Source organism: uncultured Psychroserpens sp. (assembly GCF_947503375.1).
Lineage (GTDB): Bacteria > Bacteroidota > Bacteroidia > Flavobacteriales > Flavobacteriaceae > Psychroserpens.
Genome location: NZ_CANNDQ010000004.1, coordinates 167,514 through 193,094, shown reverse-complemented (window position 1 = coordinate 193,094; position 25,581 = coordinate 167,514). Strand labels below are relative to the sequence as shown.

At 32.7% G+C, this 25,581-nt stretch carries 26 protein-coding genes and 1 tRNA gene; 9 read left to right on the top strand and 18 right to left on the bottom strand.

The window, feature by feature from the left end:
- Positions 1-40 precede the first annotated feature (40 nt).
- The gene (locus Q0876_RS08680) at positions 41-973 is read left to right on the top strand and encodes a peptidylprolyl isomerase (RefSeq protein WP_299226358.1); all 933 of its coding nucleotides are present in this window, start codon (positions 41-43) and stop codon (positions 971-973) included.
- A 70-nt stretch (positions 974-1,043) separates the two neighbouring features.
- On the opposite strand, the gene Q0876_RS08675 is transcribed toward Q0876_RS08680, so the two are convergent.
- The 3 genes from Q0876_RS08675 to Q0876_RS08665 are packed head-to-tail and all read right to left on the bottom strand — an operon-like array spanning position 1,044 to position 2,868.
- Positions 1,044-1,340 carry a DUF721 domain-containing protein gene (locus Q0876_RS08675; RefSeq protein ID WP_299226355.1) on the bottom strand — a complete coding sequence of 99 codons (297 nt, stop codon included), beginning with the start codon at positions 1,338-1,340 and terminating at the stop codon, positions 1,044-1,046.
- An 18-nt stretch (positions 1,341-1,358) separates the two neighbouring features.
- The gene (locus tag Q0876_RS08670; protein WP_299226353.1) at positions 1,359-1,748 is read right to left on the bottom strand and encodes a lipocalin family protein; all 390 of its coding nucleotides are present in this window, start codon (positions 1,746-1,748) and stop codon (positions 1,359-1,361) included.
- A 40-nt stretch (positions 1,749-1,788) separates the two neighbouring features.
- Positions 1,789-2,868 (bottom strand): DNA replication/repair protein RecF, encoded by a 1,080-nt coding sequence (locus Q0876_RS08665; RefSeq protein ID WP_299226350.1) that lies wholly within the window; start codon positions 2,866-2,868, stop codon positions 1,789-1,791.
- Positions 2,869-2,988: 120 nt separating this feature from the next.
- Between Q0876_RS08665 and Q0876_RS08660 the strand changes: the two genes are divergently transcribed.
- The 7 genes from Q0876_RS08660 to Q0876_RS08630 all read left to right on the top strand — a co-directional run bounded on the left by Q0876_RS08660 (position 2,989) and on the right by Q0876_RS08630 (position 9,445).
- Entirely contained in the window at positions 2,989-3,753 is a 765-nt protein-coding gene (locus Q0876_RS08660; RefSeq protein ID WP_299226347.1) for a tetratricopeptide repeat protein, read from the top strand.
- 1 nt (position 3,754) lies between these two features.
- Complete coding sequence (gene ribH / locus Q0876_RS08655; protein ID WP_299226344.1) at positions 3,755-4,240, top strand: 6,7-dimethyl-8-ribityllumazine synthase; 486 nt, start codon at positions 3,755-3,757, stop codon at positions 4,238-4,240.
- Between the two features lie 316 nt (positions 4,241-4,556).
- Positions 4,557-4,862: a hypothetical protein gene (locus tag Q0876_RS08650; protein ID WP_299226341.1), complete on the top strand. Its 306-nt coding sequence runs from the start codon at positions 4,557-4,559 to the stop codon at positions 4,860-4,862.
- Positions 4,862-6,718, top strand: a complete 1,857-nt coding sequence (gene mutL / locus Q0876_RS08645) for a DNA mismatch repair endonuclease MutL (RefSeq protein WP_299226338.1) — start codon at positions 4,862-4,864, stop codon at positions 6,716-6,718. Before Q0876_RS08650 ends, mutL begins: the two co-directional genes overlap by 1 nt.
- A gap of 6 nt (positions 6,719-6,724) precedes the next feature.
- The gene (locus tag Q0876_RS08640; RefSeq protein WP_299226335.1) at positions 6,725-7,549 is read left to right on the top strand and encodes a rhomboid family intramembrane serine protease; all 825 of its coding nucleotides are present in this window, start codon (positions 6,725-6,727) and stop codon (positions 7,547-7,549) included.
- Complete coding sequence (locus Q0876_RS08635; RefSeq protein ID WP_299226331.1) at positions 7,546-8,421, top strand: rhomboid family intramembrane serine protease; 876 nt, start codon at positions 7,546-7,548, stop codon at positions 8,419-8,421. Before Q0876_RS08640 ends, Q0876_RS08635 begins: the two co-directional genes overlap by 4 nt.
- A gap of 4 nt (positions 8,422-8,425) precedes the next feature.
- The gene (locus Q0876_RS08630; protein ID WP_299226328.1) at positions 8,426-9,445 is read left to right on the top strand and encodes an endonuclease/exonuclease/phosphatase family protein; all 1,020 of its coding nucleotides are present in this window, start codon (positions 8,426-8,428) and stop codon (positions 9,443-9,445) included.
- 9 nt (positions 9,446-9,454) lie between these two features.
- Here the strand turns inward: Q0876_RS08630 and Q0876_RS08625 are convergent, their stop codons facing one another.
- The 14 genes from Q0876_RS08625 to Q0876_RS08560 all read right to left on the bottom strand — a co-directional run bounded on the left by Q0876_RS08625 (position 9,455) and on the right by Q0876_RS08560 (position 24,752).
- Positions 9,455-10,075 (bottom strand): WbqC family protein, encoded by a 621-nt coding sequence (locus Q0876_RS08625; protein WP_299226325.1) that lies wholly within the window; start codon positions 10,073-10,075, stop codon positions 9,455-9,457.
- 31 nt (positions 10,076-10,106) lie between these two features.
- Complete coding sequence (gene lepB, locus Q0876_RS08620) at positions 10,107-11,828, bottom strand: signal peptidase I (RefSeq protein ID WP_299226322.1); 1,722 nt, start codon at positions 11,826-11,828, stop codon at positions 10,107-10,109.
- A 60-nt stretch (positions 11,829-11,888) separates the two neighbouring features.
- Positions 11,889-12,590 carry a 4-hydroxy-tetrahydrodipicolinate reductase gene (gene dapB / locus Q0876_RS08615; RefSeq protein ID WP_299226319.1) on the bottom strand — a complete coding sequence of 234 codons (702 nt, stop codon included), beginning with the start codon at positions 12,588-12,590 and terminating at the stop codon, positions 11,889-11,891.
- Between the two features lie 3 nt (positions 12,591-12,593).
- Entirely contained in the window at positions 12,594-13,181 is a 588-nt protein-coding gene (locus Q0876_RS08610; protein WP_299226316.1) for a DUF5683 domain-containing protein, read from the bottom strand.
- Positions 13,171-14,073, bottom strand: coding sequence for a ParB/RepB/Spo0J family partition protein (locus tag Q0876_RS08605; protein ID WP_299226313.1), 903 nt, complete (start codon positions 14,071-14,073; stop codon positions 13,171-13,173). The genes Q0876_RS08610 and Q0876_RS08605 overlap by 11 nt, the downstream gene beginning before the upstream one ends.
- A complete protein-coding gene (locus Q0876_RS08600; protein ID WP_299226309.1) occupies positions 14,073-14,837 on the bottom strand; it encodes a ParA family protein in 765 nt (254 codons plus the stop codon). Before Q0876_RS08600 ends, Q0876_RS08605 begins: the two co-directional genes overlap by 1 nt.
- Positions 14,838-14,982: 145 nt before the next feature.
- Positions 14,983-17,823, bottom strand: a complete 2,841-nt coding sequence (locus Q0876_RS08595; RefSeq protein ID WP_299226306.1) for a pitrilysin family protein — start codon at positions 17,821-17,823, stop codon at positions 14,983-14,985.
- A gap of 240 nt (positions 17,824-18,063) precedes the next feature.
- Positions 18,064-20,187 carry a methylmalonyl-CoA mutase gene (gene scpA, locus Q0876_RS08590; protein WP_299226304.1) on the bottom strand — a complete coding sequence of 708 codons (2,124 nt, stop codon included), beginning with the start codon at positions 20,185-20,187 and terminating at the stop codon, positions 18,064-18,066.
- A 29-nt stretch (positions 20,188-20,216) separates the two neighbouring features.
- Positions 20,217-20,858, bottom strand: coding sequence for a hypothetical protein (locus Q0876_RS08585; protein ID WP_299226302.1), 642 nt, complete (start codon positions 20,856-20,858; stop codon positions 20,217-20,219).
- A gap of 11 nt (positions 20,859-20,869) precedes the next feature.
- Entirely contained in the window at positions 20,870-22,255 is a 1,386-nt protein-coding gene (locus tag Q0876_RS08580; RefSeq protein WP_299226727.1) for a methylmalonyl-CoA mutase subunit beta, read from the bottom strand.
- The gene (locus Q0876_RS08575) at positions 22,248-22,553 is read right to left on the bottom strand and encodes a septum formation initiator family protein (protein ID WP_299226300.1); all 306 of its coding nucleotides are present in this window, start codon (positions 22,551-22,553) and stop codon (positions 22,248-22,250) included. Before Q0876_RS08575 ends, Q0876_RS08580 begins: the two co-directional genes overlap by 8 nt.
- Complete coding sequence (gene udk / locus Q0876_RS08570) at positions 22,554-23,162, bottom strand: uridine kinase (RefSeq protein ID WP_299226297.1); 609 nt, start codon at positions 23,160-23,162, stop codon at positions 22,554-22,556.
- Between the two features lie 49 nt (positions 23,163-23,211).
- The gene (locus Q0876_RS08565; RefSeq protein ID WP_367276643.1) at positions 23,212-23,652 is read right to left on the bottom strand and encodes a cytochrome c; all 441 of its coding nucleotides are present in this window, start codon (positions 23,650-23,652) and stop codon (positions 23,212-23,214) included.
- Complete coding sequence (locus Q0876_RS08560; RefSeq protein ID WP_299226294.1) at positions 23,649-24,752, bottom strand: PQQ-dependent sugar dehydrogenase; 1,104 nt, start codon at positions 24,750-24,752, stop codon at positions 23,649-23,651. The genes Q0876_RS08565 and Q0876_RS08560 overlap by 4 nt, the downstream gene beginning before the upstream one ends.
- A gap of 121 nt (positions 24,753-24,873) precedes the next feature.
- Between Q0876_RS08560 and Q0876_RS08555 the strand changes: the two genes are divergently transcribed.
- Positions 24,874-24,948, top strand: a tRNA-Pro gene (locus tag Q0876_RS08555).
- 46 nt (positions 24,949-24,994) lie between these two features.
- Here Q0876_RS08555 and Q0876_RS08550 read toward each other — a convergent pair.
- Positions 24,995-25,474: a hypothetical protein gene (locus Q0876_RS08550; RefSeq protein ID WP_299226291.1), complete on the bottom strand. Its 480-nt coding sequence runs from the start codon at positions 25,472-25,474 to the stop codon at positions 24,995-24,997.
- Between the last annotated feature and the right edge of the window lie 107 nt (positions 25,475-25,581).

Here is a 25,581-nt window from a genome sequence, read left to right as displayed (position 1 = left end):
TTAGTTTCCTATCTTTGCACCTCAATTAAAATACAATACAATGCAAGACGGTTTATACGCAAAATTCAATACAACAAAAGGCGAGATTTTAGTCGCTTTAGAATTTGAGAAAACACCAGGTACGGTTGGTAATTTTGTTGCTTTAGCTGAAGGAAATTTAGAAAATTCTGCTAAACCACAAGGGCAACCTTATTATGATGGATTGAAATTTCATAGAGTAATTCCAGATTTTATGATCCAAGGTGGTTGTCCTCAAGGTACTGGAACAGGAAATCCAGGTTACAAGTTTGATGATGAGTTTCATCCAGATCTAAAACATGATAGACCAGGAGTGCTCTCTATGGCTAATGCTGGACCAGGAACTAATGGTAGTCAGTTTTTTATCACGCATGTCGAAACACCTTGGTTAGATAATAATCATACAGTTTTTGGTAAAGTGCTAAAAGGTCAAGATGTTGTTGATGCCATTGCTCAAGACGATGCAATAGAAACTTTAGAGATATTAAGAGTAGGAGAAGCAGCCGAATCATTTAATGCTGTTGAGGCGTTTAGAGTTTTTGAAGGTGCACGAGAAAAACGTGTTGAAGCTGAGCGCGAAGCAGCTAGAGCTGAGTTAGATAAATTGGCTGCTGGATTTGATGAAACAAAAAGCGGATTGCGTTATCAAATCATTCAGAAAGGCAATGGAAAGCCTGCTGAAGCTGGTAGCATGGTATCTGTACACTATAAAGGACAATTGGCTGATGGAACTGTATTTGATTCATCTTATAAAAGAAACACGCCTTTAGATTTTCAAGTTGGTGTAGGTCAAGTGATTCCAGGTTGGGATGAAGGGATTTGCTTATTGAATGTTGGAGATAAAGCACGTTTAGTAATTCCAAGTGATTTGGGTTATGGTTCCGCTGGAGCTGGTGGTGTAATTCCTCCAAATGCTACATTGGTATTTGACGTAGAGTTGATGGATGTTAAATAATGATTCCCTATTATAAAAATAAAAAGCACCAATTTATGGTGCTTTTTATTTTTATAATATAGCTTGTAATTTAACGCAAGACGAGTTTACGAATGATCTCTTTTCCTAAAGATTCATTAAGCATCTTGATAATTTTTTCTCGACCATAACTCAATTCTTCACGTAATACGCTAGAACTTAATTGCACATATAATGTATCACGCTCTAAGACAATATTAGTCGTGTAGTTATTAACTCCGTTGCCCATCATTTTTGCCCAAGCTTCTCTAACATTTACTTTGTTTAAGCCTGATTGAAGATTATTTGAATTAACAAACTCTTTCAAGATAGCGCTAATAGGTAAATGATCATTGTTGCGTTTTGCCATATTTATACAAATAAAACCTTACTCAAAAACGAGCGGCTCGTACCTTTTATAAAGATAAACATCTTTATTGGTATTAACGATTAATAAGTGATCTTTATCAGCATTTAAAACGGTTTCTTTCCAATTAGAATAAGGCGTAGTGTACATCAAATGCAAACTGTCGTTTACTATTTTCACAGTAATACGTTCTCTATTAGAAGAGGTTTCATAACCACCAGAAAGATTAGGTTTGAGTTTTGTTCTAAAACCTATTAAACTATCGGTTATTTCAATATAATCGATTGTATCGCTAAACGAATACTCTTTCTCTGTGCCATTGCTTAACGAAACTTTCTTAATTTCCCAATAACCATTTAAATGATTTATATACGTGTTAGGATCTTTAGAGCATCCAAAAATTGTAATCATTACACAACTGATAATAAATACTAAATTTTTATTAGCCATATTATAATTTAAAAATTTTATAGGATTGATGAATTTGCTTAATTACATTTTCTGTACGATCAGCATGAGTGTCACTTATAAATAATTGTCCGAAATTTTCATTATCTACTAAGCTAATAATTTGCGCTACGCGCTGTTCGTCTAACTTATCAAAGATGTCATCTAAAAGTAGTAGAGGTGTAACACCGCTTTGCTGTTTTACGAAATCAAATTGTGCTAGTTTCAAAGCTATTAAAAAAGATTTTTGTTGACCTTGACTTCCAAACTTCTTTATAGGATGTGTTTCAATTTCAAAGCTCAAATCATCTTTATGTATGCCAACACTTGTATATTGTAACGCTTTATCTTTACTAACCCTTTGCGCAAGTAATGTTTTTAGATCAGTATCATATAAATCACTTTTATAGCTAAGGTTTACATTTTCGTTGTTATTACTTATGGCTTCATAGCGATCCTTAAAAATTGGAATGAAGACTTTTAAGAATTCATGTCGTGTTTTGAAAATCTCAAGGCCATAAGTATGTAATTGGTCATCATATACTTCTAATGTTTGTTGATTAAAAGTATTATTGAGTGCAAAGTATTTTAAAAGTGCGTTACGTTGAGCTAGTACTTTATTATAATTAATTAAGTTGTTGAGGTACGCTTTGTTACTTTGTGAAATGACACTATCTATGAATTTACGACGTGTATCACTTCCCTCAATGATTAAATCACGATCTGCAGGAGAAATAATGACCAAAGGAATAAAACCGATATGGTCACTAAACTTATCGTAAGCTTTACCGTTTCGTTTGATTATTTTCTTTTGACCTCTTTTGAGAGAAACTATAATTTTTTCTGTGCGTTCAAGCTTGTCGAAAACACCATCTACAACAAAAAAATCGGCATTATGATTGATGTTTTGTGTAGCCACAGGGTTAAAATAGCTTTTACCAAAGGATAAATGATAAATAGCATCTAGGATATTGGTTTTTCCTACACCATTAAAGCCTACAAAACAATTAATTTTATTATCAAACTCGAAATTTTGACTTTCAAAATTCTTATAATTAACCAAACTAAGGGTTTTTAAGATCATAAAACAACCTTGATTTTTGTGTTTAACTATTGTTTCTAGTAAGAAGAAGTAAAAATAACAAATAATTTACCTTTTAAATCCCAATAAAAATTTTATTTTTGCGGGCACAAATAGAGAATTATGGCAACATATAAGAAAAGAGGATATAAACCAAAAACAAAAGCTGAGAAAGTTGAAGCTATTGAAGAAAACTCAACAACTGCTGAAGTTTTTAATACCTTAGATGAAGGCGCTTCTAAAGCTGAAGATTGGGCTGTTAAAAATCAAAAGAATATTTTTATTGTGGTGGGATTAGCTGCTGCAATTGTTTTAGGATATTTAGGTTATAACAAATTTATTGCTGAGCCTAAAGCAAGTGAAGCTATGAACGAAATGTTTACTGCTCAGAAATATTTTGATGAAGCAGTGACAGGTACGGCTAAAGATTCCTTATACACACTTGCACTCAATGGTGGAGAAGGAAAGTATGGAATGTTAGATATTGTTGAAGAATATGGAGGTACTCCAGCTGGAAATCTAGCCAATTATTATGCAGGAATGGCTTATTTAAATCTTAAAGATTATACAAACACTGTTAAACATTTAAGTGATTTTAAAACAGATGATGCTGTTTTAAATCCTATTGCTAAAGGTGCTATAGGAGATGCATTTGTTCAATTGAATCAACCTGAGCAGGCACTTGAATACTATGAAAAAGCCATAGCTGCTTCAAAGAATGATTACACAACACCTATGTATCTTTTTAAAGCAGCTAATGTTGCTTTAGAATTAGGGCAATCGGATAAGGCATTAAATAATTTCAAACGAATTAAAGAAGAATTTTCTAGTTCTACCGAGGCTGCTAATATTGATGTCTTTATAGGAAGAGCAGAAGCAAAAGAATAATATGGCTACGGCAAACCATAACTTATCACATTACGATAAAAACTCAATCCCAAATGCGAAAACATTTCGATTTGGGATTGTTGTTTCAGAATGGAATGACACGATCACCAACGGTTTGTATCAAGGTGCCTATGATGCGCTTATTGATTGTGGTACTTTATCAAAAAACATAATTAAATGGGATGTTCCTGGTAGTTTTGAGTTGATCTATGGTTCTAAAAAAATGATTACTCAAGATGTTGATGCCGTTATTGCTATTGGATGTGTTATTCAAGGCGAAACAAAGCATTTTGATTTTGTTTGTGATGGTGTTACACAAGGTATCAAAGAATTAAATCTCACTACTGACACACCAGTTATTTTTTGCGTGTTAACAGATAATACCATGCAACAATCTATCGACCGTTCAGGAGGAAAGCATGGTAATAAGGGTGCTGAAGCTGCCATTGCTGCAATAAAAATGGCAGAATTAAGGCGCAAAGCATAACATTTTTGTTAACAATTTTTAGGACTTCAGCAGCTATTTTTTCTCGTAAATTCAGTACTTTTGAGATAGATCAAGTGTAATTTATAATTAATTTGTTCAGTAATAGAAAAAATAGACGTTTTAATTATAAGCCTCGTTTTAAGGATTCAAAAAGGATAGAACCGAGAGACGACTTGGAATCTAAATGGAATGACATGCGAGATAGTAATAAACGACGAGGAAGTATATTTACGTCATTACCAGTTTTAATTATAGTTTTAGTTTCGCTTTTTGTCTTGATATATATACTTAACAGATATATTTAATAATTTGTATTATGGGCCCAATAAGATTCACTATAATAAAAGGTTTACCGAAGAATAAGAGGTTTAATTATACACCGATGCATTATAATGGTAAAAAAGATGTAGATACCTCACAATATGAAACAAAGTTTGATGCATATGCCGATACATATAATGAAAATGATTTTTCTGGTCAATGGTATGAAAATAGATTAAAGAATAGAAACAGGAATAATTACGAATTCAATAAGACCATATTGGTTCTAGTAGGAATCTTCATTTTGATTTTTCTGTTTATAATAGATTTTGACCTTTCTATATTCTTTTCAGAACGCTAATGGCAGACATAATTCAACTTTTACCAGATCATGTTGCAAATCAAATTGCTGCTGGCGAAGTCGTCCAGCGTCCAGCTTCAGTAGTTAAAGAACTTCTAGAGAATGCTATAGATGCTCAAGCGTCACTTGTAAAACTTATTGTAAAAGATGCAGGCAAGACATTAATACAAGTGATTGATGATGGCAAAGGAATGAGCACTACAGATGCGAGATTAAGTTTTGAACGCCATGCTACCTCTAAAATAAAATCTGCAGAAGATTTATTTAGGTTAAATACTAAAGGATTCAGAGGTGAAGCTTTAGCTAGTATTGCAGCAATTGCTCATGTAGAATTAAAGACCAAACAAGAACAAACCGAACTTGGGACTCAAATTGAAATTGAAGGGAGTGTGGTCAAGTCGCAAGATGTAATAGTTACACCAAAGGGAACATCTATTGCTGTTAAGCATTTGTTTTTTAATATACCAGCGCGACGAAATTTTTTGAAGTCAAATACTGTAGAATTACGTCATATCATTGATGAGTTTCATAGAGTAGCATTAGCACATCCTGATATCACTTTTGTTATGTTTCACAATGGTAGTGAAAGTTTTAATCTACCTAAAAGTAATTATAGACAACGCGTTGTAAATATTTTTGGGAATAAGACCAATGAAAAGTTGGTGCCTGTTGAAGAGGAAACTGAAGTTTTGAAAATCTCTGGATTTGTGGCCAAGCCTGAGTTTGCTAGAAAAACCAAAACCGAACAGTTTTTCTTTGTGAATAATAGGTTTATTAAAAGTGCTTACCTCAATCATGCTATTAATGCTGCATTTGATGGCTTACTAAAAGAGGGTAGTTACCCAAGCTATTTTTTAAATCTAAGTGTAGACCCAAAAACGATTGATATCAATATTCATCCAACTAAAACAGAAATTAAGTTCGATGATGAGCACACGTTGTATGCAATTTTGCGTTCTTCAGTGAAGCATAGTCTTGGCCAGTTTAATATTGCACCAGTTTTAGATTTTGAGCATGATCAAAACTTAGACACTCCTTATAGTTACAGAGAAAAGACAATCTCTAACCCAACTGTTGAAGTAGATCGGACTTTTAATCCATTTCAAGAAGAAAAAACGAATGTTAAAGCTAGAGGAATTTCTACTACTTATAAGAGAGATACAGCAGAATGGGAGAGCCTATATGTTGGTTTAGAAAGTAAAAGCACAAAAAGCCATCATGATTTTAGTGAAATTGAGGTAGAAAGTGAACCAGAAACTGGATTACTCTTTTCAGATGATAATTCGAATAAGGTATCACAAACAACATACCAGTTGCACAATAAGTACATTATTAGCACAATAAAATCAGGAATGCTAATCATAGACCAGCATCGTGCTCACCAACGCATACTTTATGAAGGATTACTAAAATATACTACTATTAAAGAAGCTGTAAGTCAACAATTATTATTTCCTCTAGTCTTAGAGTTCTCTTGTAGTGAAATGAAATTATTGGGTCAGTTAAAAGAAGATTTAGAACATACTGGATTTGTGTTTTCAGCGTTTAAAGCTAGTGCTATTGAAATTACAGGAGTACCAGCAAATGTACCTGAAAGTGAAGTGTCTATTATTCTTGAACAATTGATTAATGACGTAGAGCAAGAAGTACCTGATAGTAACTTTAGTGCTACAGATTTATTAGCAAAATCACTGTCTAAAAGTTTGGCAGTTAAAACTGGTCAGTCACTTACAATAATGGAACAAGAACATTTGGTAAATAGTTTGTTTGCTTGCAAGGAACCTTCGGTTTCACCTACCAATAAAGTCACATTCATTACGATGAGTGTTGATGACTTTGATAAAAAATTCATGTAAGTAGTTATGATGAGAATTACTGATACCGTAAAGCATTTGTTGATTATCAATGTGATCATGTTTATTGGCACAATGACAATTGGAAATGGAGAGCTATTTTACAAATGGTTTGCATTATATTTTCCTGAGAACGATTTATTCAAGCCATGGCAGGTTATAACGCATATGTTCATGCATGGCGGAACAACACACATACTGTTTAATATGTTTGCTTTATGGATGTTTGGTACGGCTGTTGAGCAACAACTTGGCTCTAAAAAGTTTTTCTTCATATACATATCGGCAGGATTAGGAGCAATTTTGTTTCAATTGGGTTATTACTATTTTAAATATTACACAGCATCACGTGGCATCGGAGGCCTTGGTCTTGATCCTGATTTAATACATACTATTGTAAATATAAATTCTGTTGAAGGAAACTATATAAAACCAGATATATTTAGAACAGGATTAATAGAAGTACTTACTAATAACAACTATTCTGGACCTCAAATTGACACCAACACTTTTAGTTCATTATTTGAAATGAATATGACAACTAGGGCATCAATGGTTGGTGCTTCAGGGTGTATAATGGGCATTTTAGCTGCTTTTGGAATGATGAATCCCGAAGCAAAGTTGATGCTCATATTCTTGCCAATTCCAGTCAAAGCTAAGTACTTTATACCTGGACTAATTATTCTTGATATTATTTCTGCAATTACTGGTCAATCTTTCTTTAGTCCGAGCAATACTGCTTACATGGCTCATGTGGGTGGAGCAGTTACTGGATTTATTATCATGTGGTATTGGAAAAAGAATCAGTTTAATAAAAATCGTTGGGACAGATGACCTCGCTAACTTATGACATAAAGGACAAACTGAAACGGCTTAATATTTTTGAAAAAATTATTATTGCCAATATCATAGTTTTTTTCATGGGTTGGTTGATTCAAGTAGTTTTCAATACACCAAGACATCAATCGCTTGAATGGTTTGAATTGCCGAATGATGTTTTTGAGTTCATTCTTAAACCATGGGCTATAATTACTTATGGTTTTATACATTATGATTTTATACATTTATTATTTAATCTTATTGTATTATATTTTGTGTCTAGAAGTATGGTAAATCTTTTTCCATCTAAACAATCACTGAATATTTATTTTTTAGGAATACTTTGCGGTGGGTTTTTATACCTTTTAGTATATAATTTGCTTCCAGAATCTATACTAGCTAATGTTGGTGCTCTTGTTGGTGCATCTGCTGGAGTAAATGCATTGTTGATTTTTTTATGTGCCTATATGCCATATCGAGAAGCACGTTTTTTTACTGTAAAAATTAAATTATGGCATATTGGTGTTGCAATAGTTATTATTGATTTTATAGGCCTTTTTGGTATTAATCAAGGAGGTAAAATTGCTCACTTTGGAGGCACTTTTCTTGGGTATTTCTACGCGACTCAATTGTTGAAAGGTAAAGATATAGGAAAAGGGTTTGGTAGTTTAATGGATAGATTTATTAATCTTTTTAAATCAAAATCACCTTTAAAAACCGTTCATAAGAGTAAAAAGAAGCCATATGCAGGACATAATAAAGAAGAATTTAGTGAGTTTAATAAACAAAAGAAGATTGATTTAATCTTAGATAAGATTAGTAAAAGTGGTTACGATAGTCTAACCAAAGAAGAAAAAGCATTTCTATTTAAAGCTGGAAAGGACTAATTATATGAAAAATCTTAAAGGTTTTGATAAGTTGATTTTCGTTATAAACTCATTGACGGCTTTTGCCTTATTATTATCTTATGTTCTGCCTTATATTGCTCCAAAACAATTTGCCTTTTTATCGGTTTTGAGTTTAGCTGTTCCTTTTTTGATTATTATAAATATTCTGTTTTTTGTTTATTGGTTATTGAAGGTTAAAAAGCAATTGCTATTATCTCTTATTGTGCTCTTTATTGGCTATAATTATGTATTCTCTTTATATAAATTTTCATCTTCAAAGAATATAGACGATAGTAAGAATATTTCCGTAACGAATTACAATGTGCGTTTATTCAATGCATTTAAATGGATCAAAGACGTGGATGTTAAAACCGAAATATCAGAGTTTATTGCTGAAAAACAACCAGATGTACTCTGCATGCAAGAATATAGACCTGATGCTTCTGTAAACCTAGATGGCTATTATAAATACGAAGAAGTTTCTGGAGAAAAAGTAAAGAATGGGCAAGCGATTTTTGCAAAATTCCCTATTATTAAATCTGGTTCGATCCAGTTTCCAAAGACGTCTAACAATGCAATATATGCTGATATTGTGAGAGGGGTTGATACAATTCGCATTTATAATGTACATCTACAATCTTTAGGCATCGATCCTACTGTTGAGAAACTTGCTAATGAAAATTCTGAAAACCTTTTTAACCGCGTAAGTAATACGTTTAAGATGCAACAGTTTCAAACTGAATTATTTCTAAAGCATAAAAAGCAATGTACTTACAAAATGATCATATGTGGAGATTTCAATAATACAGCTTATTCGTACGTGTATAAAGAAATTAAAGGCGACTTAAAAGATACTTTCAAACAAGCTGGCAATGGTTTTGGACGAACGTTTGATTTTAAATTTTTCCCAATTAGAATAGACTTTATTTTGGTAGATAAAAGCTTTAAAGTTAATGCTTTTAAAACATACGATATAAAACTATCAGATCATTATCCGATTATGGCAAAACTTAAATTGGAGTAGAAATACAGACTACAAGTTAAGTCTCTGCGATTCTAGATAAGTTATTGTATTCGGACCTTCGTTAAATAGTAAATCTAGAATACTCAAATTTTTTATAAAACCATGTTTGTTATCAAAAACCTGATCGTAGGGTTGAAAGTCTTGACGAATCTCTTTTCTACTATTTGCTAAAGGTCTAGCATCTATATATTCTTTAGGCTCTAGCTCAAATATTCTAGTTAACATATATTCAAAAGGAAGCTGTAAACAGTTGAAAATTATTTCTATAGATTTAAAGTTTAAGTCTATTAGAGTTTTAAATGGCATTTCGAATATTGGTTTGATATCATCTATGTAATATTCAAAAAACGGTGAGGCTCTATAAGCTGACTCTAAAGACTTCAGGTGTAAGTCTTGCCAGTTACTTGCACTAAATATATCAATAGCTTTAGACAACTGTCTATTTTTTTGCGTGTAATGTACAGGAACGTTTAAATCTAACCTACCATTAGCACCATAAATGATAGCTCTATTTCTGTAAGTTTGTTTTTGATAATTATCACAGACTTCAAAAATTAATGATTCAGCTTTAGTCAATGCTACAAAATGTGCAATATTTGGAAAGTATGTTGGATGTAATAAAACAGTCATTCATATAGTATAAATCTATTTAGAAGATGAGCTAACCATTAGCTTTCTTACGCTTTCTCCATTTATTAAATCCAAACCATCCTAGTAATAGAACTACAAAAGGGATGAGATATGATGTTGCTTTTCCATTACCATGAACTGTTGTAAACCAACGTTCCCAACGTGGGTTTTTAATACCATCCCAACTCATCCAAATAAATACAGGTTTACCAACTACGTGATCAAACGGTACATAACCCCATCCACGAGCATCAATAGAATTATGTCTGTTATCACCCATCATCCAATAATAATTTTGCTTAAAGGTATACGAAGTTGCTGGTTTTCCATTAATTAGGATTTGATTTCCTTTAACTTGAAGTGTGTTGCCTTCATATTCAGAGATTACACGTTGGTACAGAGGTAAAACTTCCATACTTAGTTTAATAGTTTCACCTTTTTTAGGAATGTATATTGGGCCAAAATTATCATAATTCCAATTGTATTCGGCATTATGTGGAAAAACAGTTGGGTCATTAAGTTGGTAAGAAAATTGATTCAAAGATACAGTAATTGGTAACTTTTCTATAATTGAGGCATTTTTTGCGGTTAAGTTTATGTTGAATTTATTTTCAATAGGGATCATTCTTAGTTTTACCATATCATCATATTGAATAAACCCAACAACTTCAGTCATTAAAGAATCTCTAGAGGCTTCTTTTAGAAAAGATCGATCTTTTTCATTTAGATAACCTTGTACTTTAGAGTTATCCCACAATTGATTTTCTATTTTATAAAATCGCCAAAAATTCTCTATTTCGTATTTGTCGATAAACTCTTGTGAAATATTTGATTTTGAAACCCAAGTGTAATAGTGCTGTAATTGAGCTCTATCTGGTAGTACATTTTTCTTTCCATTTATGTAAGCATACCCATCAATGATTTCAAGAGAATCGCCAGGAATACCTACACAACGTTTAACAAGATTGGTTTTCTTGTCTATAGGTTTGTAATAGTTTCGATCAGGAGTGAAATTGTTCATATCCAATAGTGTGTCTGCTGGCTGATTAAATACGACAATTTCATTACGCTTTATATTCTCAAAACCTGGAAACCTCATGTACGGAAGTTGTAATTTGTTTTTCCAAGATGACTTCCTTTTTTCATAACTGTCATTAAACAAATAAGATTTACTTTTTGCAATAGGAATGGTATCATGTACCATTGGTAGCGCAACAGTTGTCATTGGTATTCTGGCTCCATAATGAAATTTACTTACGAATAAGAAATCACCAACTAACAGTGATTTTTCAAGAGAAGAACTTGGTATGGTGAAAGGTTGTATAAAATAAGTGTGAACTATAGTAGCTGCTACAACAGCAAATAAGATTGAACTTACCCAGTCTCCTGAACTTGACTTAGGTTGCAAGTCTCTATTTTCTATATAAGAAACCTCCGCAGCATAATTTAAGTAGTAGTTGTAAAACCCAAGAGTAACAATAGCCAAGAAGGTGTCTATATAATTATTCTTCCCAAAACTTCTAGCAGTTTCGACCCAAACCACAGGAAACATAATAAGATTAACAATAGGGACAAATAGTAAGATTGTCCACCACCATGGTCTGCGAATAATTTTCATTAAAATCACAGAGTTGTATATAGGAATAAAAGCTTCCCAGGCTTGTCGCCCAGCTTTTACATAAAGTTTCCAAGTGCCTAGTCCATGTACTATTTGAATAATTAGGAAAAATATTAACCACTGTGTTATTGTCATAATGTTTTGTTTGCGTTGTAAGTTGAAAAATATTTAAAAACGTTACTCTTGTACTGCATATTAACCAATGTTTAACACATCTTTCATAGTAAAAACCCCTTTCTTATCCTGTATCCATTCTGCTGTAATAACAGCTCCTAAAGCAAAACCTTCTCTATTATGAGCGGTATGTTTTATAGAGATGCTATCTATACTTGATTCATAATTAATTTTATGAGTTCCTGGAACGTTTTCAATTCGTTTTGCTAAAATACCAATCTCTTTTTGTTTTGGCTTGTCTAATGTCCAATTATTATAATCAGAGTTTTCAATTATATCGTTGGCAAGTGTAATGGCAGTGCCACTTGGCGCATCTAATTTTTGTGTGTGATGTATTTCTTCTATATTAATTTTATATTGAGGAGTCGTATTCATTAATCGAGCTAATGTTTTATTGATTTCAAAAAAGATATTAACACCTAGGCTAAAGTTTGAGGCATATAAAAATGTTCCATTATGGACTTTGCATAGTGATAAGATCTTGTCGTATTCATCTAGCCATCCCGTAGTTCCTGAGATAACAGGTGTGTTTTGCAGAATACATTTGGAAATATTTTCTACTGCAGAACTAGGCAGACTAAAATCTATAGCGACATCAATATTATCTAATGTGTATGCACTTGTGTCACTTGAGACTTTTAATACAATTTGATGTCCTCTTTTTAATGCAATACGTTCAATTGCTTTACCCATTTTGCCATAACCCAATAGTGCAATATTCATAACTCAAAATTTAAAATTGAGGGTAACACCTAGGTCGGAAGCATTTTCCATTCGGTTGTATTGAAAATGAGGTTTAATGGCTAGGTTTTCATCAACATTATATTGTAATAAATGCGCATCAACATTGGCATCTATTATATTCAATGCATATATTCCAATTGTAATCAGTAGCGATAGCTCTTTATTGCGTTTAAGTGTTTGCTGTGCGTTAATTAAACCATCATCTGAAACTCCTTGAAATTCATCATCAGAAAATCCAGCTAAGCGTCTTTTGTATGCATCGCGATAACGATCATATTCATTATCATTTTTTACATAAAAATAGATGCCAGTTCCAAGAGCTGCATATACGACTGGAATTTTCCAGTATTTCTTATTATAGGCTTGGCCAAGACCAGGTAATACAGCAGAGTAGAAGGCTGCTCTTGAAGGTGCAAGAATATTAATTGGCTTACGTGTTATGGAATCTTTTACAACCATAAGCTCAGTATTTACATCTTGAGATGTATCATTTTCATCTTTGTTTTGAGAAAACACACTGAAACTCAAAAATAAAATCAAACAAATGGTATAAAAATGCTTATTTGGCACTTTGAACGAGTTTTTTTATGCGATTAAAATCTTCTTCTGAATGGAATGGAATTGTAATTTGACCTTTACCATTCTTAGATACTTTAACGCTAATTTTATGTCCAAAGTATTCTGAAAACTCTTTAACTCCTTTTTTGATATACTTTGGTAATTCTTCACTTTTGGCGTTGTTTCTGATCGTATTAGTATTATGAAAATTTTTCACTAACTGTTCGGTAGCTCTTACAGAGAGTTGGTTTGTAATTATTCTTTCATAAATATCCAATTGAATGTTTTGATCCTCAATATTGATAATTGCTCTACCGTGTCCCATAGAGATGAAACCGTCTCTAATACCAGTTTGTATTATTGGATCTAATTTCAATAACCTTAGGTAGTTAGCAATTGTCGACCGCTTCTTACCTACGCGATCACTCATTTGTTCTTGAGTGAGTTTTATTTCATCAATTAAACGTTGGTAGGAAAGTGCAATTTCTATTGGGTCTAAGTCTTGCCTTTGAATGTTTTCTACTAAGGCCATCTCTAACGATTCTTGATCGTTAGCTATTCTTATGTAGGCAGGAATTGTGGTCAAACCAATGAGTTTAGATGCTCTAAAACGACGCTCACCTGAGACGAGCTGAAATTTATTAAACTCTAACTTCCTAACAGTAATAGGTTGGATAACACCAAGTTCTTTAATAGAAGAAGCTAATTCACGTAATGTTTCTTCATTAAAATTGGTTCTTGGTTGAAACGGATTGATTTCAATAGCCTCAATATCGAGTTCAACGATATTGCCAATAATAGTGTCTGCATTTTTATCTTTTGCAGATGTTATATCATTCGAAGGATCTTTTAACAATGCCGATAATCCTCTTCCTAAAGCCTGTTTTTTGGTTGCCTTCGCCATTACGTATTCATGTTTATAATTTCTTTTGCCAAACTTAAATAGTTTGAAGCACCTTTACTACTAACATCATATTTTATGATACTTTCTCCATAACTTGGCGCCTCACCTAATCTTACATTACGTTGTATGATTGTTTGGAACACCATATCACTGAAATGTTTCTGTACTTCTTCAACAACTTGATTAGACAAACGTAAACGCTGATCATACATTGTTAATAGCATACCTTCGATATCTAATGCATTATTGTGAATTTTTTGTACACTTTTAACGGTATTGAGCAGTTTTCCTAAACCTTCAAGAGCAAAATATTCACATTGAATAGGAATAATAACCGAATCTGATGCGGTAAGCGCGTTCAGGGTTAACAATCCTAATGAAGGCGCACAATCGATTAAAATAAAATCATAAACAGACTTTAAATGAGAAACTGCTTTTTTAAGCATATATTCTCTTTCTTCTTTATCTACAAGTTCAATTTCAATAGCAACCAAATCTATGTGTGCAGGAATGATGTCTACATTTGGAGAATCGGTTTTTACGATACAATCTTCAGCAGAAGCAGTGTGCTCTAATAGTTGGTAGGTACCTGTTTCTACTGCTTCAACATCGATTCCAAGACCAGAGGTTGCATTAGCTTGAGGATCTGCATCAATAAGCAAAACCTTTTTTTCTAGAACACCTAATGAAGCTGCTAAATTAACAGAAGTCGTTGTTTTACCAACACCGCCTTTTTGATTGGCAATTGCAATGATTTTACCCATTAATTGATTTGGTTTTAAGAAACTCAAAAATACAATTTATTATGGGTTTATAAAATGGAAGTTGTTAACAGTTTTGTAAAGTATATTCAAATAAAAAAACCACTTTTACAAAAGTAAAAGTGGTTTATAAAGTAATTAATAAGAACTATTGTTCAGGATTGTGAATACCTAAAATATAACCTTGAGTTAAATATTTCTTAGCAACATTTTGTAAGTCTGAAGCAGTTAAGCTATTAACATCATTTTCAAACTCAAACAGCTTAGAAGCATCTTTATCTTCATAATCTGCGTTTTTTAACGTTTGTAACCAAAATCTATTTTTCTTGATGTCTTCTTTACGCTGTAGTATTTGAGCTTCCTTGACTTTGTCTAAATCTTTTTGGCTTGGTCCTTCAGCTATTAATTTTTCAACTTCAGCTAAAGCTGCGTCTTTTAGTTTGTCTACATTTTCTGGTCCGCAAGGAAAACTAATATTGAACGAATACCAACCATAAGGCATTTTATTTATTCTAGCATTAGCACCAGCGCCATAAACTCCACCTTCCTCTTCTCTTAGTTTTTCAATAAGCTTTATAGATAGAACCTCTGCTAAACTTTTAAATGCATGAGCTTCTTTTGCATCGTATTCGGTAGGTCCATGGTATGTGATTCTAACTGCACTTTTAGGGTCTTCGCCTTTTTCTATAACTTTTTTATGCATACCAGTTATTGGTCTGAAATCACTTACCTTATATGTTTCATTTGAATTGGTAGATGGTAAACTTGCCAAATATTTCATACTGAATTCAACTAGTTTTTTCTCGTCAATATTACCTACGAAATAGAAATGAAAATCACCAGCATCAGCAAAACGTTCTTGATATTTTTTATAAGCCAAATCGTAATTAGCTTGGTCCATTTTTTCAGGAGTAGGAAAGCCAGTATATCTTGGATTTTTACCGTACATAAACTCACCCATTTTTACAGAAAAATAAGTTTGTGGATTAGACATAAGATTGCCTAAAAATGATTTTTGTTTTTCTATAAATGATTTGAACGCTTTTTCATCTTTGTTTAGTGATGTGAAATGTAAGTGAATCAATTGAAACAAGTCTTCAAAATCTTTAGGTGTAGCATTACCAGACATGCCTTCACTATAATTTCTTATACTCGGTCTAACTCTTACAATTTTACCAGACATCATCTTACTCATTTCAACTTTGTTAAAGCCATTAACACCTGCTTCAGCTAAACCACCATTGGCATTTACAGTCGCTAAATATTCTTCATCAGAATATAATGAAGAGCCGCCATAACTGTATGAGTCAAATAAAATCTCATCATTTTTAAAATCGGTGACTTTATAAGTAACTTTTGCACCATTACTAAGTGTTAGAGTCGTTGTTCCTAATTCATCATCTTTTTTATAATCTGTAATAGTACCCATTGCTGGTAGATTAGTAATTAAAGACTCTGCAACTTCTTTATCTTCGTAAGGTTCTAGTTTTGTACTTTTTACGCTTTCTAATAGTGAGCGAACCTCATCTTCAGTGACCTTGGTCATGCCTTCTTTTTCTGGACCAGTAAGTACAATAACTCTGTTTTCGTCTTTGATATAGCTTGAGATTAAAGCATTTACTTCGTCTAGATTGACTGTTGGAAGTTGCTGCTTGTAAAAGTTATATTCCCATTCGATTCCAGGCATTGGCTCATTTTCTAAAAAGTGTCTTACATACTCACCAACGACACGATTAGATTCCATTTTATCTTTATCCTTAAATGATTTTTCCATTCGTGCTATGACATCTTTTTTCGCACGCTCTAATTCACCTTTGAAGAAACCATGTTGTCTAACACGCTCATTTTCTTCTAATAAAGTTTTTAAGGCATTAAGTTGCCCAGATTCACTAGACATTGCAAATGATTGGTATGCATTTTTAGTTCTGGCATAAGTACCACCATATCCACTTGAACCAAAAACAAAAGGAGGGTTTTCACTATTTCTTAATTCATCTAAACGGTTATTAATCATTTGAGAGAATAACCCTTCAACTATTGATGCTCTATAATCTCCAAGTGTTGTATCTGGCTTGGCTTCTTCTTTATCTTTAAACATCACTTGCACTTGAGAAAATGAAGCTTCCTTATCTGTCTCTATGGCAACAAATGTTTCTTCATGGTTTGGAAGATCAAAAACTGGTCTTGGTCTTGGATTTTTAGCAGCAGGAATTTTACCAAAGTGATTTTTGATCTTTGCTTCTAAAGTTGCAACATCAACATCACCTACAGCTATAACAGCCATAAGGTCTGGTCTATACCAATCTTTATAGTAGCGTTTAATACTTTCGTAATCAAACGTTTCTAGATTTTCTTTTGTACCTATAGGTAAGCGATCGGCATATTTTGAGCCATAAAGCACTTTTGGTAAGTATCTTTGACTCATACGCTCATTTGCGCCTTTTCCTAATCTGTATTCTTCTAGAACAACACCACGCTCGTTATCAATTTCTTCATTGGTTAATAAAGCATTATGAGCCCAGTCTTCAATTATTTGAAATCCTTTTTCTAATTTTTCAGGATCATCGCTAGGTATTGGCAATATATAAACGGTTTCATCAAAGCTAGTATACGCGTTAAGATGTGCTCCAAATTTCACTCCAATACTTTGAAGGTAGTCTACTAATTCATTCTTTTTAAAGTTTTTGGTACCATTGAAATTCATATGTTCCATGAAGTGTGCTAGACCCAATTGATCATCATCTTCAAGAATAGAACCAGCGTTGACTACAAGTCTAAGCTCTACTTTGTTTTCTGGTTTTCCATTATTTTTTATATAATAAGTAAGTCCATTACTTAATTTACCCATTTTTACTTCTGGGTTAAAGGGGATTAGTTCAGAAGCTTTTATTTGTGTTGTTTTTTCTTGTACTTCTTGAGCGGCAACTGTTACCGTAAATGTACAAGCAAGTAGCATAAGAGTAAATGCTATGCGTGAGAGTTTTTTCATAGTTTTTGAGTTTTTAGATTTAAAAAAAGAGTTGTCTAACAAATATAACTAAAAATTTAGTTGAAAACTGGTAAAATGTACTAATTTTCTTATATAGAATCGAATATATAAAAATAAAGTATTGATATCGTGAAGATTAACAAGTTTTAACGCTTTTAAAAATAATAAGAATTTTTTTGCTAGTTAGCGTTTTAGAGTTATATCATTTTATTTTCAGCTATCTTAATTTTGGATGGCGTCTTAATCAATTAAAATTTCTAAAATTTGAATGGCCGCATCACTTATTTTAGTTCCAGGGCCAAAAACAGCTACAGCGCCAGCATCAAATAGATATTGGTAATCTTGTTTTGGAATCACACCACCAACGATTACCATAATGTCATCTCTACCATAGTTTTTGAGTTCTTCTATAACTTGAGGGACCAAAGTTTTATGACCTGCTGCCAATGATGATACGCCTAAAATGTGTACATCATTTTCAACAGCTTGTTTTGCAGCTTCTTTTGGCGTTTGAAATAAAGGACCTATGTCTACATCAAAACCTACGTCGGCGTAGCCAGTAGCTACAACTTTTGCACCTCTGTCATGACCATCCTGTCCCATTTTTGCTATCATGATGCGAGGTCTTCTGCCATCTTGTTCTGCGAATGTATCTGCTAGTTCTCTAGCTTTTTTGAATGACTCGTCGTCTTTTATTTCTTTACTGTACACTCCTGAAAATGATTTTATTTGTGCTTTGTAACGCCCAAATTCTGCTTCTAAGGCATCACTTATTTCTCCTAAAGTAGCTCTCTTACGAGCAGTATCAACAGCTAAAGCTAGCAAATTTTCTCTACCTGTTCTAGCTGCTTCAGTTAATTTTGTTAATGCTTTATTTACTGCTTTTGAATCTCGTGTAGATTTTATTTCTTTTAAACGCCTTATTTGCCCATTTCTTACAGTTTGGTTATCAATCTCAAGAGTAGAAATGGGATCTTCTTCTTTTAAGCGGTATTTGTTTACACCAACAATTATGTCTTGACCAGAATCTATACGTGCTTGTTTTCGAGCTGCAGCTTCTTCAATCCTAAGTTTTGGTATTCCAGCTTCTATAGCTTTGGTCATGCCTCCAAGTGCTTCAATTTCTTGGATATGTAACCAGGCTTTTTGAACAATATCATGAGTTAGTTTTTCAACATAAAAACTTCCTGCCCAAGGATCAACAGTTTTTGTGATTCCTGTCTCTTCTTGTAGATAGATTTGCGTATTTCTTGCGATACGAGCAGAAAAATCTGTAGGTAAAGCAATGGCCTCGTCTAAAGCATTGGTATGTAAACTTTGGGTGCCACCAAAAGCAGCAGCAGCAGCTTCTATAGTGGTTCTTGCTACATTATTAAACGGGTCTTGCTCTGTTAAACTCCAGCCAGAGGTTTGGCAATGTGTACGTAAGGCTAATGATTTTTGATTTTTTGGATTGAATTGACGTACTAGCTTTGCCCAAAGCATACGAGCAGCACGCATTTTAGCGATTTCCATAAAATGGTTCATTCCTATGGCCCAGAAAAAAGAAAGACGTGGAGCAAATGTGTCAATATCCATACCAGCTTCCAATCCTTTTTTTATATATTCTAGCCCATCTGCTAATGTGTATGCTAATTCTATATCACATGTTGCACCAGCTTCTTGCATGTGATAGCCAGAAATACTGATGCTGTTAAATTTGGGCAAATGTTTACTAGTGTACTCGAAAATATCTGAAATAATTTTCATTGATGGAGTAGGCGGATAGATATAGGTGTTTCGAACCATAAATTCCTTTAGAATATCATTTTGTATGGTTCCGGAGAGATCTTTAGGAGAAACGCCTTGTTCTTCTGCAGCTACAATATAAAATGCCATGATAGGTAAAACCGCTCCATTCATTGTCATTGAAACAGACATTTTATCTAACGGAATTTGGTCAAAGAGAATTTTCATATCTTCAACACTATCTATAGCTACACCAGCTTTACCTACATCTCCTACAACACGTTCATGATCGGAGTCATAGCCTCTGTGCGTTGCTAAGTCAAAAGCAACAGACAATCCTTTTTGTCCTGCTGCAAGATTTCTCCTGTAAAACGCATTACTATCTTCTGCAGTAGAGAAACCAGCATATTGACGTATGGTCCATGGTCTACGAACGTACATTGTAGAATATGGACCTCTTAAGTTAGGAGCAATTCCTGCAACGAATTTTAGATGTTCAACATCTTTGAGATCATCTTTGGTGTATGTAGATTTTACCTCAATATCTTCAGCTGTACGATAGATATTGTTCTTAGGTAATTCCTTTTGGATTTTATCCTGTTTTAAAGCTATATGTTGGAGGTTTTTTCTTTGCATGTAAGTAAATCAAAAAATAATATGATCAGCTAATCATGGTTGTGACCAGCATGTGGGTCTTTTTCAGGATTCGCTATAGTATTCTGTTCTTTTTTCAGTTCATCTTTTTTAGTAAGGTCAACATTGGTGAGTTTTGAGTAATATAAATCTAGTGCAACAAATGTGGCCAGATACTTTTCGGTTTGCAGTATTCTAGAATATTTTTTTAATGGTGCTTCAAACATTCTTAAACTCATACTATTGGTTGAAATGAGTGCATTATATGTGGTCTTGATATCTACTGCATTTATATTATTCCCAATACAGCTAAAAATTTCATGACTGTAATTCATTTTGTTGTTCTTTGCATCCCAAAGTCCATCTACATCTTTTAGAGTATTAAAGATATCAATGGAGTGTTGATTGGCTATACCATTAAGATTTGCTGTATTTCTTGTACTTTCATTAACAAATCTTCGATATGCAGAGTTGAGATTCGTGTTATTAGGTGTATAGAAGTTTGTTAAGTCGCTTTCGAAAGCATGTAAAGCTTCGTTTAGAAGCGCATCATAGGAGTTTCCGCAATTAATTTCTGCGTTTAAGTTTGCGTACTTAAAATTTAGTTGCTCTTGCTTTTTTTTACAATTAAAGAGCATCATACTCAATGCTAAAAGGATCAATTTAAATTTCATTGCTTTAATTTTTAATTATTGTTCTTTTCTTGTTCTAACCTTTTTAGTTCTAAATTTTCAGATAGTCTTTTTGCAATTATAGGTTCAATCAATGTTTTTACTGGGTTTGTTTTAACAAAAGGATACAATTCTAATTCGTGTTGCATTTTATCTTGCGGATTTGGGTGCTTATTGGTACCTAATAATACCAGTTCATTTGCATTGAATTGTTCTTGTTCTTTAGTAGCACTTTCTTTAATTTTTCGTTGTATGGTTCCTTCTTTTAACTGATTTAAAAACCCGCCGTTAGCTTCAATGTCTTTGAAAAGCACTAATGCTTTTTCAGAGAGTTGCTGAGTTAATGTTTCAATATAATAAGCACCATCAGCTGGATTATCAACAGCATTAAAATAACTTTCATGTTTTAATATGAGCAATTGATTTCTAGAAATACGTTCACCAAATTCATTGTCTTTATGATAAATTGCATCGTAAGGCATATTGATTATAGTATTTGCTCCTCCTAATATTGCACTCATACATTCTGTTGTTGTACGAAGCATATTAGTGTTATAATCGTATAGTGTTTTATTGCGTTTTGTAGGTTGAGCTATGACGTGGCATTTGGTAGTTATGTTATATTCTGTAGCTAGTGTTTTCCATAAGTTTCTTAAGGCTCTTAGCTTAGCAATTTCGAAGAAATAGTTTGTGCCTATGGCTACTTTAAATAAGACATTTAATGAGTTTTTTACAGTTGTGTCTATATTATAATCTAGCTGATTCAAATATTCATTAGCATGTGCCATGGCATAGGCTAGTTGCTGAACGATACTAGCACCTGCATTTTGGTATATGGTTGTATCAATAGATATTGAAGCTGTTTTATTAACAATAGTGTTAAACAGCTCATGATCTTTACTTAATGACTGATACCAATTTCCAGTTTTTAAGAGTTGCCCAATGATGTCTAGATGTATTATTGCTTGAGGTTTATTGTTCAATATTGTATGTATTTGATCAACAAATTTCTCTGATAAAAATTGTGGTTCGAAATATATGATTGCAATTTCTGTATTTATATTTTGAAGTAATAATTCAAGCGATATATCTTCATAAGGTATGATAAATTTTAAAGCTTCAGCACCTCTTGAGATAACATCTAAGGCTTTTCTATTAGATTTTTTTTCGTCTGAAACAAAAATAGTTTGGCAAATATTGAATTTTGTAGCTTTAGAGTCAGATATATTTGGAAGCACATCAAATTCATCTGGATGATAAAACGGTTTTACATCAATACCTTCATTGGTTTTCCAAATTAATGCTTCATTATAATCTGCTCCTTTAAGGTCTACTTGTATCTTTTGTTTCCAACCTTTTGAAGAAACATCATCAAATTCATCAAATAGAGGATTACTCATCATTGTTCTTATTTTTTATGCTATCTTGATACTCAATGATATATATGTCTTCATTTTCTTTCTTCATATAGTATTTTTCTCTAGCTAATTTTTCAATACCTTCTTCTGTACTCAATTCTTTTATAGCTTTTTTATCTTTTTCAATTTCTTTATTATAGTATTCCTTTTCATTTTCTAAATCGCTTATGTCTTCATTCAATTCATGATGGATCATTAACGAATTTGAATCAATGAACAACATCCATATCACAAATACGATAAAAATGATGACAAATATGTTTTTAAAATATTTTAGCATTTAATTGAGTTTTTCGTTGATAATGGTTTTTACTATATCAACTGCTACTGTATTGTATTTATTATTTGGAATAATAATATCTGCATATTCTTTCATTGGTTCTATGAACTGTTGATGCATAGGTTTTAAGGTATTTTGATAGCGAGATAAAACTTCGTCAATGTCACGACCACGTTCAGAAATATCACGCTTTAATCGCCTGATCAATCGTTCATCACTATCAGCATGAACAAAGATTTTAATATCGAACATATCTCTTAACTCAGGATTAGTAAGGATTAAAATCCCTTCAACAATCATTACTTTACGAGGTTTGGTATTAATAGTATCACCTGTTCTATTATGCTTCACAAAAGAATAAACAGGCTGTTCAATAGAATTACCAGAGCGTAAAGATTTTAGATGCATTTCTAAAAGTTCGAAATCTATAGATCTAGGATGATCAAAATTGATCTTAACTCTATCTTCATAGCTTAAATGTGACGTATCTTTATAATATGAATCTTGCGAAATGACACCTACTTCACCTTCTGGTAGTTCATTTAAGATTTGATTTACAACTGTAGTCTTACCACACCCTGTGCCACCAGCTATTCCTATAATAAGCATAATTTAATTTTAGATTGTAAAAACAAATTTAACTATTATTATACATTTATTATGGCTCAATTTTTGAAACTTCTTCTTCAGTTATCAACGAGGTATTTTTATTTCCCCAACTATTGGTAATGTAGTTCATTACATCAGCAATTTCTGAATCTGATAGTCCTTGTGATAACATAACCGAATTGTAAGTTTCACCATTAACCTCTATTTCCCCAGATAGTCCATATTTTATGGCTTTGATACTTTCTATTCTTTTATTCATTAAATAGTCGGAGTTTGCCAAAGGTGGAAAAATTTTCGGGACACCTTCACCATTTGGTAAATGGCATGAAACACAAAAATCTTCGTAAACTACTTTCCCTTTTTTAAAGCTATGGGATGCGTTTATATTGGTATAGGTTGGTGTCGTTTTATCTTTATTTGTAGTGTGGTTGCATGAATGAAAAAGAAACGAAAAACTTACTACAGTTAAGACTATAAGTCTAGTCATCATAATTTTAAAAGTTTTACGATGCCTAAATTTTCTATGCCAACATAAATATAACCATCTGGACCTTCATTAACTGAGCGTACACGACCCAAACCGTCTAATAGTCGTTCTTCTTTAACTACTTTATTGTTTTTTATATAGCAATTGTTTAAGTATTGAAATTTTAATGAGCCAACCAGAAGATTGCCTTTCCAACCCTTGTACTTGTCACTAGAAATAAAGACCATACCACTTGGCGCAATAGAGGGATCCCAATAATGAAAAGGTTGTTCCATACCAGGCTTAGAAGTTTCATCTGTTATTTTAGTACCTATATAATTAATACCATAAGTTATTACTGGCCATCCGTAGTTTTTTCCAGATCTAATAATATTAATTTCATCTCCTCCTCTAGGTCCGTGCTCATGCGTCCAAATCTCACGTGTTCGAGGATGTAAGGTCATACCTTGAGGATTACGATGACCATAGGAGTATATTGCTTTTTTAGCATTTGGGTCGTTAACAAAAGGGTTGTCATTTGGTATAGAACCATCGTCATGTAAACGATAAACTTTACCACCATCACGAGTGATGTCTTGCGGATTAGCATCTCTATTTCCACGTTCTCCTATAGTAAAATATAAATAGCCGCTATCATCAAAAACGATTCGAGATCCAAAGTGTTGACCTCTAGTTGTATTTGGGGTCGCTTTGTAAAGTAGTTGTTTTTCTATAAGGCTATTATTTTTAAGTTTAGCACGCATTAAAGCTGTGTTACCGCCTTTACTATTACCCTCTGAAGAAGCATAAGTGAAATAAACCCATCCATTAGTTTCGTATTCTGGATGTAAAGCAATGTCTAAAAGACCACCTTGCCCACGATTATAAACTTGAGGCACATTTTTAATTTCAATTTTTTTATCATTTGTATAATGAATGATTCTACCATCTTTTTCAGTAATTAGCATTGAATGATCTGGCAAGAATGTAAAGCCCCAAGGAATATCTAAATCTGAAACAACAACTTCGTAATTATTTTTTGTATTTACAGGGTTTTTGTCTTGCGCACAAGCAAAAAGATTTAGTAAAACTAAAAATAAGATAGGTTTGGGTTTAAAGTTCATAATAGAAATAAGTTTAGTTTTTAAAATTAAAAATTTTATTGTTAGTATTTAAAGAAAAGCTATATATTTGCATTCCATTTTTCGAGAATATTTTTTTCTTGAAATTTATTGATAACTGAATCGGAGTGTAGCGTAGCCCGGTTATCGCGCCGCGTTTGGGACGCGGAGGTCGCAGGTTCGAATCCTGCCACTCCGACTAAAAAGAGCTAAACATTTGTTTAGCTCTTTTTTTATTGATAGTATTATTCTATTCGTTTATAGTTTTCTGAATAAATGCGGTTTCCGTCTTCATCAATTTCAATTTGACTAAATGTGTTTTCTTCAAGATCTATCTCATAGACGAACGCCTTTTTCTCTTGTATAATTTTACTCATCATTTCTGAACCATAATCTAATATTTCAGTTAATGTGTTATCTTTTAATTTGTAGCTGCCGTAGCCAAACCATTCTGTAGAGTCTTTAGGAACGTCCTTGCTCCACATGACTTTAGATGAAGTGTAAAGTTTTACTTGTCTATAACCATCAGCAGTATCAAAAGTATCAACTACTTTATTCTCATTATAATTATAAAATCCAACGAGTTCCCATGCGCCTATCAAAGAGGTTTGAAGTTCAATAGCATTAGTGTCTTCAGTACTTGATTCAGCTTGAAAGCTTTTAGTTTCATTTTTACAAGACATTAAAACGAGGGTCATGCAAAGCAAATACAATAGAGTTTTCATAATGTAGAAGGTTATGGGTTGTATATAAATTTACAAAAAAACCTTCAGACTTCACATTATAAATGTTATGTATTAATGGTTAATAATTTGAAAAATAAATTCCAGAA